Annotated in this window: 12 protein-coding genes (1 of these 12 cut by a window edge); 8 read left to right on the top strand and 4 right to left on the bottom strand. The window is 59.3% G+C overall.

The genetic code is table 11. From position 1 onward, the window contains the following. The first annotated feature begins 22 nt into the window (after positions 1-22). On the top strand, positions 23-901 hold the full coding sequence (locus tag NVV93_RS15785) for a ChaN family lipoprotein (RefSeq protein WP_258251590.1): 879 nt from the start codon (positions 23-25) through the stop codon (positions 899-901). Positions 902-1,187: 286 nt separating this feature from the next. On the opposite strand, the gene NVV93_RS15780 is transcribed toward NVV93_RS15785, so the two are convergent. The 3 genes from NVV93_RS15780 to NVV93_RS15770 all read right to left on the bottom strand — a co-directional run bounded on the left by NVV93_RS15780 (position 1,188) and on the right by NVV93_RS15770 (position 4,072). Beyond that, positions 1,188-1,988 carry a Crp/Fnr family transcriptional regulator gene (locus NVV93_RS15780; RefSeq protein ID WP_258251589.1) on the bottom strand — a complete coding sequence of 267 codons (801 nt, stop codon included), beginning with the start codon at positions 1,986-1,988 and terminating at the stop codon, positions 1,188-1,190. Positions 1,989-2,093: 105 nt separating this feature from the next. Next, positions 2,094-2,366: a TfoX/Sxy family protein gene (locus tag NVV93_RS15775; RefSeq protein WP_258251588.1), complete on the bottom strand. Its 273-nt coding sequence runs from the start codon at positions 2,364-2,366 to the stop codon at positions 2,094-2,096. Between the two features lie 143 nt (positions 2,367-2,509). Continuing rightward, a complete protein-coding gene (locus tag NVV93_RS15770) occupies positions 2,510-4,072 on the bottom strand; it encodes a bifunctional aminoglycoside phosphotransferase/ATP-binding protein (RefSeq protein WP_258251587.1) in 1,563 nt (520 codons plus the stop codon). A 116-nt stretch (positions 4,073-4,188) separates the two neighbouring features. Here NVV93_RS15770 and mrcB point away from each other — a divergent pair, with 116 nt between their 5' ends. From mrcB to NVV93_RS15755, 3 genes are read left to right on the top strand one after another with little or no spacing between them, the layout of a single operon-like run. Continuing rightward, entirely contained in the window at positions 4,189-6,513 is a 2,325-nt protein-coding gene (gene mrcB, locus NVV93_RS15765; protein WP_258251586.1) for a penicillin-binding protein 1B, read from the top strand. A 43-nt stretch (positions 6,514-6,556) separates the two neighbouring features. Further along, positions 6,557-7,285, top strand: coding sequence for a tetratricopeptide repeat protein (locus NVV93_RS15760; RefSeq protein WP_258251585.1), 729 nt, complete (start codon positions 6,557-6,559; stop codon positions 7,283-7,285). Beyond that, on the top strand, positions 7,285-7,614 hold the full coding sequence (locus tag NVV93_RS15755) for a YqcC family protein (RefSeq protein ID WP_258251584.1): 330 nt from the start codon (positions 7,285-7,287) through the stop codon (positions 7,612-7,614). Before NVV93_RS15760 ends, NVV93_RS15755 begins: the two co-directional genes overlap by 1 nt. A gap of 11 nt (positions 7,615-7,625) precedes the next feature. On the opposite strand, the gene NVV93_RS15750 is transcribed toward NVV93_RS15755, so the two are convergent. Beyond that, positions 7,626-8,060, bottom strand: a complete 435-nt coding sequence (locus tag NVV93_RS15750) for a DUF4124 domain-containing protein (protein ID WP_258251583.1) — start codon at positions 8,058-8,060, stop codon at positions 7,626-7,628. Between the two features lie 418 nt (positions 8,061-8,478). Between NVV93_RS15750 and NVV93_RS15745 the strand changes: the two genes are divergently transcribed. From NVV93_RS15745 to pssA, 4 genes are all read left to right on the top strand, one after another. Further along, complete coding sequence (locus tag NVV93_RS15745) at positions 8,479-10,203, top strand: acetolactate synthase 3 large subunit (protein WP_258251582.1); 1,725 nt, start codon at positions 8,479-8,481, stop codon at positions 10,201-10,203. A gap of 2 nt (positions 10,204-10,205) precedes the next feature. Next, positions 10,206-10,697: an acetolactate synthase small subunit gene (gene ilvN / locus NVV93_RS15740; protein WP_258251581.1), complete on the top strand. Its 492-nt coding sequence runs from the start codon at positions 10,206-10,208 to the stop codon at positions 10,695-10,697. A 45-nt stretch (positions 10,698-10,742) separates the two neighbouring features. Continuing rightward, positions 10,743-11,759 carry a ketol-acid reductoisomerase gene (gene ilvC / locus NVV93_RS15735; RefSeq protein WP_258251580.1) on the top strand — a complete coding sequence of 339 codons (1,017 nt, stop codon included), beginning with the start codon at positions 10,743-10,745 and terminating at the stop codon, positions 11,757-11,759. Between the two features lie 148 nt (positions 11,760-11,907). After that, on the top strand, positions 11,908-12,721 hold the 5' portion of the coding sequence (gene pssA, locus NVV93_RS15730) for a CDP-diacylglycerol--serine O-phosphatidyltransferase (protein ID WP_258251579.1). It continues 2 nt past the right edge of the window; only the first 814 of its 816 coding nucleotides appear in the window; it begins with the start codon at positions 11,908-11,910; the stop codon is cut by the window's right edge — 1 of its three bases falls inside, at position 12,721.

Here is a 12,721-nt window from a genome sequence, read left to right as displayed (position 1 = left end):
TCTATTCCTAGAGGTGCTGTCTGTGCGCGTTGGACTGTTGCTGTTGTTCGTGGTGTTGCTGACGGCGTGTCAATCGACTGCGCCGTTGCCAGCGTGGCAAAGCCCGCAAGGTCGCGAACATGCTGAGCTAGGGGTGATTTACGATTTACGGGATGGATCCCGGTTGACCGCCGAGCAATTGATCGCCCGTCTGGCTGCCGCGCCGCGCGTGCTGGTCGGCGAGCAGCACGACAATCCCGATCACCATGCTTTGCAGTTGTGGTTGCTCAAGGCTTTGGAAGCAAAACGCCCGCAAGGCAGTTTGCTGCTGGAAATGCTCAATCCCGATCAACAGGCCAAGGTTGACCGCGTGCATAGCGAGTGGGCGGCGGGCCAGCCGGCTGATCTGGCGAGCGCGCTGGCCTGGCAGAAGAACTGGGACTGGGCGCTCTACGGACCAATCGTCAGCCATGCGCTGGCGCAGCCATATCCGTTGCTGGCAGCGAATCTGGACCGCAGCGAGATCATGCGCGTTTACGCCGCGCAGCCGGCGCTCACGGGTACCGCGTCCACCACTGCCAGCGTGCGCGAGCCGCTGCTAGTGCAGATTCGCGAATCGCACTGCGGCTTGCTACCGGAGGCACAGATGCCAGCGATGCTCGCCGTGCAGCAGCAGCGTGACCGGCGTATGGCCGAGCGACTGCTGGCGGCGCCCACGCCAGCGCTGTTGTTCGCAGGGGCTTTTCACGTGCGTCGTGATCTTGGCGTGCCATTGCATTTGAGCGATCTCGGTGCGGCGGATGGCAACTTGGTGCTGGTGCTCGCGGAAGTGGGTAAACCGGTGGCTGCGGCGCAGGCGGATTTCGTCTGGTACACCGCGGCGCTACCTGAGCAAGATCACTGCGCCAAACTGCGGCGATAGGAGATCCGATTCCACACAGCCGTCCGTAAGGGCGGCTTTTTGGTTTTCTGCAGGCAAAAAAAGACCCGGCAGAGCCGGGTCAAAACCGTGATTAGCCTGATGAGGAGATAATCTGAAAAGTCCGACTGGATGATCTTTCAGCTTATCGACTGATCTCGCGACCAGTTGATTGAATAATAACAATTCTCATTCTTAAGTCAACACTTCGTTCCCAATTCTTTTGCTGGTCGCCGCCCAGATACAAAAAACCCGGCTTTGCGCCGGGTTTTGCTGAATCGCTTGCAGGCTATTCGGGATGACGCGGAAACCGCAGCTGGGTGACTTCTTTGTTCAGCAGGTCGATACGGCGGGCCATGCTCTCGATCAGGCTATGGGCGATTCGCGGATTGCTCTGCATCAAGCTGAGAAACTGCTCCTTGGGGATGACCATCACGGTGCACGCCTCGGTGGCTAACACCGTGGCGCTGCGCTTTTCGCGGGTGAATACGGCCATGGCGCCGAAAATTTCATCCTTCTGCACGTCGCCGACTTTATGGCCATCGACATACGCCTCGGCATGGCCTTCGATGATGATGAAGACGTGGTTGGCTTCGTCACCCTGATGAATCAGCTCTTCGCCGGCGGCGAAATGCTGAAAGCCGGTGGCGGGGCGGATTTCTGGCTGCTTGAGGCGGGCGAGAGCATCGGAAAGTAGCGCGGTATGACCAATCAGGTATTGGATCAGCAGTTCTTGGCGCTGTTCGTTGGCATAGATGTGCTGAAACACTTCGTTGCGCTGGTAGGGGATCAGGCTCAGCGGTTCATCGCTGCTGTAGCGGCAGCTGGGTAGATCGATGCCTTGGCGCAGACCGACCAGATCGCCTTCTTGCAGGTAGAACAGGGGGCGCTCGTCGACCAGCGCGTGGAGCAGGCCGTTATCGATGATGAACAGCTGGTTGCTCGGCAGTTTCTGAGCCAGATCATCTGTGCGCTCCATGCGCAGCGGCTCTCCGGCGGGTGTCAGTCCTTCCAGCAACCGTGCGGGGATGCTTTGCAGGCGGTTGATCAGCTGGTCGGCGTAGGCCGGTTGCTCCCCGAGTAGATACATACGGTAATTCCTTGGACTGGCTGGGCTGACGAGAATGCACGAACGTCCCTGAAACAATATGCCGTCGTATGTTCGGCGTAAATCGTTGCCGATAGAGGTTGTGAGCTAGCTCTTATTGTCTATGGACGGGGCGTCCAATTGGCCATTCAACGCTGCTTTATGGGCGGGTGGCAACTCATTCCAATGCACATCGAGGAGTGCGCCTTCAATGGCGTAGAGCAATACTTTCGACGCTCGGAATCCTCGTGCCTGAACGGCTCGGTACGCACCGACCGCGCCCAAACGGCGCAAATCCGTTGCGCTGTGGATGCCTGAAGCGTGCAGCCATTGGGCTGAAGTCTTGCCCAGATTCTTAAGGTGTTGCAGTTCGTCATTCATGACGCCTCCTTGCCCCGCCATACCGTTAGCCCGTCATTTGCTCGGGCATTGTGCAAATCAGTGTAGCGGTCGTGGGGCAAAACGCGGGCATGTGGCCTGGAGGAGTGCGCCGCCCTGCATGGCGGCGCAGATTTCATGCGTGTTCAGAGGCCTGGCAAGCGCTGGCGAATAGCGGCGATCAAGTTATCCAGGCTCGCCGCCTCGTGGGTGTCGACGCGTTTGCTGCTAATCAACTCGTCAGCGCTCAACGGTTCGCGGTTAGCCTGCTGGGCTTCAACGACTTCCAAGGTGGCGTCGGACGGATCGGAGCCGGCTTGCTGCCGCTGGACCAACCATTCGGCAATCACCGCCTGCGGGGCCTGGCAGTCGAGGATCAGGAAGGGTACTCCGGTGCTGGCGGCAATCTGGCTGGCTTCCAGGCGTTGGCTCCGTTGCAGGTAAGCCGCGTCAATCACTACTGGAAAGCCAGCCTGCAAGGCGCCGGCGGCCAGTTGGTGGAGTCGCTGATAAGTAGCGGCGGTGGCGTCCGGGGTGTAGATGCCGGCCTGCAGTTTCCCATGCGCACTGGCGCTTTGTTCGCCGAACAGGCGCTTGCGCTCGACATCCGAACGCAGGCGGATGGCACCCAATGCTTCGACTAGACGCATGGCGACATGGCTTTTGCCCACGGCGGAAACGCCGTGGGTGATGGCCAGTAAGCGTGACGGGATGGCGCTGTAGCTCTCGGCCAGCGCGGCATAGTTGCGGTATTGACGGAGAATAACCGCGCGTTGCACGGCGTCCGTTTCTTGGCCGAGGCGGAATAGATTGACCTTGGCGCGGACCATGGCGCGATACGCCTTATAGAAGTTGAGCAGCTCCAGCGCGGCGTAGTCGCCGGTATGCTCCAGCCAGGCATTGACGAGGCGCCGGGCGAGGGGCTTGAGATTGCGGTCTTCCAGGTCCATTGCCAGGAAGGCGATATCCGAGGCGATGTCGATCAAGCGGAACGGTTCGTTGAACTCGATGCAGTCGAACAAGACCACTTGACCATCCAGTAGTGCCGCGTTGCCCAGATGAATGTCTCCATGGCATTCGCGGATCGAGTTGCTGCTCGCGCGCTCGGCCAGCAACGCTTCCAGTCGGCTGAAGCTGGCTTCGGCCCAGGCTTCCAAAGCATCTAGTCGCTGCAGGTCGGATTTGTCGCTGAGAAGCGGGCGGATCTGTGCGAAGTTCTCGCGCGTCGGCGCCACGATAGCCTGCGGCGAGCACAGGGGATGGTCGGCGGGGACGGCCGGGGTCTGCGCATGGAAGTCGGCGATCTGTTTGGCGAGTGCATCGATGTGCGCGGTGGTCAGTTCGCCGCGCGACTGAACTTCGCTGAGCAATTGGCTCTGCGGAAACTGGCGCATCTTCAGGGCATATTCGATGACCGGGCCGTCGCCACCCAGTTGCGGTGATTGCATGCTGCCAGTGATCGGCAAAACCTCGAGATACAGGCCTTCGGTTAGGCGTTGGTTGAGGCGCAGTTCCTCGCTGCAGAAGTGCTGACGGCCAGCCAGCTCGGTGAAGTCGAGGAAGCCGAAGTTCACCGGCTTCTTGATCTTGTAAGCGTAGGGGCCGGTCAGCAGCACCCAGGAAATATGCGTCTCAATGACCTGGAACGTCTCTACCGGGTGCGGATAAAGGGCGGGGTTCTGCAGCGCGGCGATCAGGGTCTGGCTCACGGACGATCCTTGCATTCGGTCTTAATAGAGAGCGGCATTATGGCCTGTGGGGGAGGTCATGCAAACCGCCGGAGGGCGCCTGCCGGGCCTCGGCAAAGTGCGTATAATGCGCCGCCATGACTCGACCACGATCCTCCCGCTCCCCTCAATCGCGCAAAAAACGCGGCTCCTCCGGCATCCGTCCCTGGCTTGGCTGGGCCTTCAAGCTAGGCCTTGTCGGCTTGGTTGTGCTGGCTGGTTTTGCCGTGTATCTGGACGCCGTGGTGCAGGAAAAGTTCTCCGGCAAGCGCTGGACCATTCCGGCCAAGGTCTATGCCCGTCCGCTGGAGTTATTCGTTGGCCAAAAGCTAGCCAAGAGTGACTTCTTGGCTGAACTCGATGCATTGGGTTATCGCCGTGAGTCGGTGGCCAACGGTCCTGGCGCGGCTGCTGTCGCCGGTAATAATGTCGAACTGAATACCCGCGGCTTTCAATTCTATGAAGGCGCCGAGCCGGCCCAGCGCGTGCGTGTGCGTTTCTCCGGGGATTATGTGGCCGGTCTCAGTCAGGCCAATGGCGCGGAACTGGCCGTCGCGCGCCTGGAGCCTTTGCTAATTGGCGGGATCTACCCGGTGCATAACGAGGATCGCATCCTCATCAAACTCGATCAGGTACCGCCTTATCTGGTGGAGACCCTGGTGGCAGTCGAGGACCGAGAGTTCTTCAATCACCACGGGGTATCGCCGAAGTCCATCGCCCGGGCCGTCTGGGTCAACGCCAGCAGCGGCCAGCTGCGGCAGGGCGGTAGTACGCTGACCCAGCAGCTAGTCAAGAACTTCTACCTGACCAATGAGCGAAGCATCGCCCGTAAGGCCACCGAAGCGATGATGGCGGTCTTGCTGGAGTTGCATTACGACAAGCGGGAAATTCTCGAGGCTTACCTCAATGAGGTGTTCCTCGGGCAGGACGGTCAGCGCGCCGTGCATGGTTTTGGTCTGGCCAGCCAGTACTTCTTTAGCCAGCCTTTCGCCGAGTTGAAGTTGCACCAAGTGGCCTTGCTGGTCGGTATGGTCAAGGGGCCGACCTACTACAACCCGCGACGCAACCCCGAGCGGGCATTGGTACGGCGGAATCTGATTCTTGATGTGCTGGCCGAGCAAGGCGTGGTGAGCGCCGATGAAGCTGCCGCCGCGAAGGCTCGTCCGCTGGGCGTCACCTCGCGCGGAAGTATGGCCGACAGTTCCTATCCGGCATTTCTCGATCTGGTAAAGCGCCAACTGCGTCAGGATTATCGTGATGAGGATTTGACCGAAGAGGGGCTGCGAATTTTCACCAGTTTCGATCCGATTCTGCAGTTCAAGGCCGAGGGCTCCATGGCGGCGACGCTGAAAAGTCTGAGCGGGCGCAAAGGTGTCGATCAGGTGGAGGCGGCGATGGTCGTGACCAATCCCGAGACCGGTGAAGTGCAGGCCATGATCGGCAGTCGCCAGCCCCGCTTCGCCGGTTTCAATCGCGCATTGGACGCGGTCCGGCCGATTGGCTCGTTGATCAAGCCAGCGGTCTACCTGACGGCACTGGAACGGCCCAGCCAGTACACCTTGACCAGCTGGTTGGCGGACGAACCGTTCTCGGTGAAGGGGCAGGACGGCCAGGTGTGGCGCCCGCAGAACTACGACCGCAAGGCGCATGGCGCTATCTATCTCTATCAGGGCCTGGCCAATTCCTACAACCTCTCCACCGCCAAGCTTGGGCTGGAAGTGGGCGTGCCGAATGTGCTGAAAACCCTTGGCCGACTGGGAGTGTCGCGCGAATGGCCGGCTTATCCGTCGATGCTCTTGGGTGCTGGTGCACTGAGCCCGGTCGAAGTGGCGACGATGTACCAAACCCTCGCCAATGGTGGTTTCAACACGCCGCTGCGCGGTATCCGCAGCGTGCTCACTGCTGATGGTCAACCCCTCAAGCGTTATCCCTTCCAGGTGCAGCAGCGCTTCGATTCGGGTGCGATTTATCTGGTGCAGAACGCTATGCAGCGGGTCATGCGCGAGGGTACGGGGCGTTCGGTCTATAGCCAGTTGCCCAGCTCGCTGAATCTGGCCGGCAAGACCGGTACCAGTAATGACTCGCGGGACAGCTGGTTCGCCGGTTTCAGCCAGGATTTGCTCGCCGTAGTGTGGCTGGGGCGCGACGATAATGGACCCACGCCACTGACGGGTGCGACCGGTGCTTTACAGGTGTGGACAGGTTTTATGCGGCGTGCCGATCCGCTGCCGCTGAACATGCCGTTGCCCGATAACGTGGTGCAGGCATGGATCGACGCAGGCACTGGGCAGGGCTCGGCCGCCGGCTGCCCGAATGCGGTACAGATGCCGTATATTCGCGGCAGTGAACCGCCAGCCGGCCCCGCCTGCGGGATGGCTCCGGCCGATGCGGTGATGGATTGGGTACGAGGCTGGATGAACTGAAGGCGCGCGTAGTCAGAGCGCTGCAACGTAACGAGGATGGGCTGTGAACAAGTGGTTGATTCCTGCGCTGGTGTCCGGCGTATTGCTTAGCGGTTGTGCTTCACCTCAACGTAGCGCCATTCCGGTCGTGGACTCGGGCGCCTCGATTTCCGAGGAGCAGGAGGGCGGCGCTTATCGTCCGGCGCCTGCACAGGCCCGTCCTCAGGCGGTCCCGCAGGATTCTGGTGTGGTGGTGATGGTGCCGGGCGCATCGTCCAGCCAGGCGTTCCCAGCGGCCAGCGCGCCTATTTCCGGATCGATCGACAGCGGCCCCATTACACCGGGTCCAGCGGTTGGCGCACCGACAGGCAGTATCGGTGGCGCTGGTGTATCGCCCAGCTATAGCTCTCCGGCGCCTACCGCGCCGAGTGGCATTCCGTCATCGGGCGGTCTGGCCGCGGACGAGCAGCTCGATGGCCCCGTCTTGGCACTGTTGACCACGGCGCAACAACAACAGGGCGGTGGTGATCTGAACGGCGCGGCATCCAGCCTGGAGCGCGCTCAGCGCATCGCTCCGCGTGAACCGCAAGTGCTCTACCGCTTGGCGGAGGTGCGCCTGGCCCAAGGCGAAGCGGCGCAGGCCGAACAACTGGCGCAGCGCGGTTTGAGTTATGCCGGTGGCCGGCCGTCGTTGCAGGCCAGTCTGTGGGGTTTGATTGCTCAGGCTCGCGAGCGTCAAGGCAATGCCGCCGGCGCCGCCCAGGCTCGTGAGCGGGCGCGGGTTAATCTCTGATGGATTCGCGCGTGTCAGCAGTGGCGGAGCAGTTATTGCTGATCGAGCGAGAGCTGCGGGTGCAGGGCTGGTGGTCGCTGGAGTCGCCGGCAGAGGCGGCGTTAGCCAGTCAGGAGCCTTTCTGCGTCGACACCTTGGAGTTCGAGGAGTGGCTGCAATGGATCTTCCTGCCACGCATGAAGATCATCCTCGAGAGCGGCGGGCCGCTGCCGGAGGTCTCAGGGATTCGCCACATGGCTGACGTGGTCTATCGCGAGCAGCCGTTGAAAGCTAAAACGCTCTTGTCTTTGCTGGATGGGTTCGATCGGCTGATAACTCGGGCGGTCTGAGCCGCCCAGAGTTACTGGCAATTATCCTTGATGGCTTTTTCGGCCTCGCCGATGCGTTTCTGACGCTCATCCTCATCCACTCGGCGCACTTCGCCGTTGGCTTCGGTCACGCGCAGGCGCGGGTTGTTTTGAAGTTGGGCGAGATTGATGCGAGTGTTCTCGCAGAATTTTTTGCGCTCGGTCTCTTGTTCCGCCACTTCCTTCTTGACCTTGCTGTCGATGGCTTTCTGCTCGGTATCGTCAGCGGTTTGCGCGGGCGGGGTGATTGGCGGCGAAGACTTGCCAGTCGGCACCACGGTGTTGACGGAGGTGGCAGCTTGACCTTGTGGTGGTTGCGCGCCGAAGTGGGTAATGCCTTTGTCATCGACCCATTTGTACACCTGGCTGGCCATTGCGGTAGCACTCAGGGCGAATAACAAACTGCCGGTGAGCATCATGCGACGCATGCGGATTCCTTTTGTGAGCGGCTTATGATCGGCACGAGGCCTGGCAGCTACTATAACCAAATACCGCCGATCGTCATCCTGCGTTAAGTCACAGCCGTGGCGGGAATTAGGCCTAGGTATGACTTGACTTGCTCCCGTCGAATCCGAACAATTCGACGTTCGCTGTAGTGGGCTAGCCGCAAGCCAGCTTTTCTCAGCAGACCATGAGGTGCTACCCGCGCCGACCAGCTTTACCCGCAACGCGTTACCTCGCGCTGGGTGGGGGAGTCCCGCAACACTAGGGCCGCTCCCAATACTTGCTCAGTCAGGAGCTGACGTAGTCGGCGACCACCCGTCGCTCATGCTCTCTGCTAGGCAGTAAACCTATTTGATAGCCGTCCGGCTTGGGCGGTCTTCTGGCGTTCTAGAGGTGAAAAACGTGGAGCTCTTATCCGGCGCTGAAATGGTCGTCCGCTCATTGCGCGACGAAGGCGTGAAGTACATCTATGGGTATCCTGGCGGTGCCCTTCTGCATATTTACGATGCTCTGTTCAAAGAGCCTGATGTGACTCATATCCTGGTCCGTCATGAGCAGGCGGCGACTCACATGGCCGATGGCTATGCGCGGGCTACCGGCAAGCCGGGCGTCGTGCTGGTCACCTCCGGCCCTGGCGCGACCAACGCCATTACCGGCATCGCTACCGCCTATATGGACTCGATTCCGATGGTGGTGATTTCCGGTCAGGTACCGAGCAACATGGTCGGTACCGATGCCTTCCAGGAAACCGATATGGTTGGTATTTCCCGGCCGATCGTGAAGCACAGCTTCATCATCAAGCACCCGTCGGAAATTCCGGAAGTGATCAAGAAAGCCTTCTATCTGGCGCAGTCCGGGCGTCCGGGCCCGGTCGTGGTGGATATTCCCAAAGACATGGGCGATCCGACCCAAAAGTTTGAATACGCCTACCCGAAGAAGGTCAAGCTGCGTTCCTACAGCCCAGCGGTACGTGGTCATTCCGGCCAGATCCGCAAGGCTGCAGAGATGCTTTTGGCGGCTAAACGTCCGATCTTCTACGCCGGTGGCGGGGTGATCATGGGCGGAGCGGCCGAGCCGCTGACCGAGCTCGCGCAGATGCTCAACGTGCCGGTGACCAATACCCTGATGGGCCTTGGCGCCTTCCCTGGCACTGATCGTCAGTTCCTTGGCATGCTGGGCATGCACGGTAGCTATACGGCCAACCTAGCGATGCATCATGCCGATGTGATTTTTGCAGTTGGTGCGCGTTTCGATGACCGGGTGATCAACGGTGCGAGCAAGTTCTGCCCGAATGCCAAGATCATTCATGTCGATATCGATCCGGCCTCGATCTCCAAAACCATCAAGGCCGATATCCCGATCGTTGGTCCAGTCGACAGCGTACTGGCCGAAATGGTCGCCATCCTTAAAGAAATCGGCCAGAGCCCGAATAAGGATGTGGTCGCTAGCTGGTGGAAGCAGATCGACGAGTGGCGCGGCAGTCGTGGCATGTTCCCTTATGACAAGGGTGATGGCTCGATCATCAAGCCGCAGAGCGTTATCGAAACCCTCTGGGAAGTTACCAAGGGCGATGCTTACATCACCTCGGATGTCGGCCAGCACCAGATGTTCGCTGCCCAGTATTACCGGTTCGATAAGCCTAACCGCTGGATCAACTCCGGTGGTCTCGGCACCATGGGCTTCGGCTTTCCGGCTGCAATGGGCGTCAAGCTGAATTTTCCGGAGAATGACGTCGCCTGCGTGACCGGCGAGGGCAGCATCCAGATGAATATTCAGGAGCTGTCGACCTGCCTGCAGTACGATTTGCCGGTGAAGATCATTAATTTGAATAACGGCGCGTTGGGCATGGTGCGTCAGTGGCAGGACATGCAGTACAGCAGCCGTTATTCGCACTCCTACATGGAGTCGCTGCCGGACTTCGTCAAGCTAGCCGAAGCCTACGGTCACGTCGGCATGCGGATCACCGATCTGCAAGACCTCAAGCCAAAGATGGAAGAAGCCTTCGCGATGAAGAATCGCCTGGTATTCCTCGATATCCAAGTCGATACCGCCGAGCATGTTTACCCGATGCAAATCCGCGACGGTTCGATGCGTGATATGTGGCTGAGCAAGACGGAGCGGACCTGAACATGCGACACATCATCTCCCTGTTGTTGGAAAACGAACCGGGCGCCCTGTCGCGCGTAGTGGGTCTGTTCTCCCAGCGTAACTACAACATCGAAAGCCTGACCGTGGCGCCGACCGAGGACCCGACCCTGTCGCGTCTGACCTTGACCACCGTTGGGCATGATGAGGTGATCGAGCAGATCACCAAGAACCTCAACAAATTGATCGAAGTGGTCAAGCTGGTGAATCTGTCGGAGAGCGCTCATATCGAGCGCGAGCTGATGCTGGTCAAGGTCAAGGCCACCGGCGCTCAACGCGCCGAGATCAAGCGCACCACGGACATCTTCCGCGGACAGATCGTCGACGTGACCAGTACCGTCTACACCATCCAGCTGGCCGGCACGAGCGACAAGCTGGACAGCTTTATTCAGGCAATCGGTACGGCCGCGATTCTGGAAACCGTACGCAGTGGCGTTACGGGCATTGCCCGTGGCGACAAAGTGCTGAGCATTTAACCGTTTAGTAAGTGGCCGCAGCGGCCAATAGATAGGGGAACTCCCATGAAAGTGTTTTACGACAAAGACTGTGACCTCTCGATCATCCAAGGCAAGAAAGTTGCCATCATCGGTTACGGCTCCCAGGGCCACGCTCAGGCGTGCAACCTGAAAGACTCTGGCGTTGACGTCACTGTCGGCCTGCGCAAAGGTTCGGCTACCGTTGCCAAGGCTGAGGCCCACGGCCTGAAAGTGACCGACGTTGCCGCAGCCGTTGCCGGTGCCGACTTGGTCATGATCCTGACTCCGGACGAATTCCAGTCCCAGCTGTACAAGAACGAAATCGAGCCGAATATCAAGAAAGGCGCCACTCTGGCCTTCTCCCACGGCTTCGCGATCCATTACAACCAGGTTGTACCGCGCGCTGACCTCGACGTGATCATGATCGCGCCGAAAGCACCGGGCCACACCGTGCGTTCTGAATTCGTCAAAGGCGGCGGCATTCCTGACCTGATCGCGATCTATCAGGATGCCTCCGGCAACGCCAAAAACGTTGCCCTGTCCTATGCTGCAGGCGTTGGTGGTGGCCGTACCGGTATCATCGAAACCACTTTCAAGGACGAGACCGAAACCGACCTGTTCGGCGAGCAAGCTGTTCTGTGTGGCGGTACCGTTGAGCTGGTCAAGGCCGGTTTCGACACCTTGGTTGAGGCTGGCTACGCGCCGGAAATGGCCTACTTCGAGTGCCTGCACGAACTGAAACTGATCGTTGACCTCATGTACGAGGGCGGTATCGCCAACATGAACTACTCGATCTCCAACAACGCTGAATATGGCGAGTACGTGACTGGTCCGGAAGTGATCAACGCTGAATCCCGTCAGGCGATGCGCAACGCCCTGAAGCGCATTCAGGATGGTGAGTACGCCAAGATGTTCATCAGTGAAGGTGCTACTGGCTACCCATCGATGACCGCCAAGCGTCGTAACAACGCCGCTCACGGTATCGAAATCATCGGCGAGCAACTGCGTTCGATGATGCCGTGGATCGGTGCCAACAAGATCGTCGACAAAGCCAAGAACTAAGTTCCAGCCTTGTCAGAGAAAACGCGGCTTAGGCCGCGTTTTTTCGTTCTGCGATAGGGCTTCTGGTATAAAGCTTGGGTGTTGTCGCGGGGCGAACCTCTCGCTAACCGCTTTGTCGAAAACTCAAACCCGTTGCAAGGTATTGTTCATGAACGAACGTCCTGAGGAGTCCAATTCGGCCTCCGACGCAGAAAGCCTGCTCCCGATCGATGAGCATATTGAAGAGGGCCACGATGCCGAAGGGCGCAAGGTCCGTCATCGCGGTATCTATCTGTTGCCCAACCTGTTCACCACGGCGAATCTGTTCGCCGGTTTCTATTCCATCATCAATGCCATGAGCGGCAACTTCTCGGTGGCTGCAGCGACTATTTTCGTCGCCATGGTTCTGGATAGTCTGGACGGCCGTGTCGCACGCCTGACCAATACGCAAAGCGCTTTCGGCGCTGAATATGACTCGTTGTCGGACATGGTGGCCTTTGGTGTAGCGCCTGCGCTGTTAGCCTTTGAGTGGGCATTGTCGGATTTGCGCAGTGTAGGTTTGGCCGTCGCCTTCATCTATGTCGCAGGAGCGGCGCTACGTCTAGCGCGGTTCAATACCCAGATCGGCAAAGTAGATAAACGTTACTTTATCGGGTTGGCCAGTCCAGCGGCGGCAGGAGTGGTGGCGGGTACTGTGTGGGCTTTTAGTGATTTCGGTATCAAAGGATCAAACATCTCGTTCCTTGTCGCCCTGTTGGTGGCGGCTGCGGGCTCCTTGATGGTCAGTAATATCAAGTACTACAGCTTCAAGGATCTTGACCTCAAGGGCCGAGTGCCTTTTGTGGCGATCTTGGTGGTGGTGCTGGCCTTTGCGGTGGTTTTCAGTGATCCGCCTCGTATCCTCCTGCTCATCTTCCTTGCGTACGCTGCTTCAGGGCCTATGCAATACCTGCTGCAGCTTCGTCGCCGCAAGCAAGCTGAAT

It is taken from the genome of Pseudomonas sp. LS44 (genome assembly GCF_024730785.1).
GTDB lineage: Bacteria > Pseudomonadota > Gammaproteobacteria > Pseudomonadales > Pseudomonadaceae > Aquipseudomonas.
This window is presented reverse-complemented; position numbering and strand designations above follow the sequence as displayed.

Coding starts and splice junctions, on each gene's coding strand:
- NVV93_RS15780 (WP_258251589.1), bottom strand. CDS start 1,988: ATGTATCTACTCGGGGAGCAACCGGCCTACGCCGACCAGCTGATCAAC.
- NVV93_RS15775 (WP_258251588.1), bottom strand. CDS start 2,366: ATGAATGACGAACTGCAACACCTTAAGAATCTGGGCAAGACTTCAGCC.
- mrcB (WP_258251586.1), top strand. CDS start 4,189: ATGACTCGACCACGATCCTCCCGCTCCCCTCAATCGCGCAAAAAACGC.
- NVV93_RS15755 (WP_258251584.1), top strand. CDS start 7,285: ATGGATTCGCGCGTGTCAGCAGTGGCGGAGCAGTTATTGCTGATCGAG.
- NVV93_RS15750 (WP_258251583.1), bottom strand. CDS start 8,060: ATGCGTCGCATGATGCTCACCGGCAGTTTGTTATTCGCCCTGAGTGCT.
- ilvN (WP_258251581.1), top strand. CDS start 10,206: ATGCGACACATCATCTCCCTGTTGTTGGAAAACGAACCGGGCGCCCTG.
- ilvC (WP_258251580.1), top strand. CDS start 10,743: ATGAAAGTGTTTTACGACAAAGACTGTGACCTCTCGATCATCCAAGGC.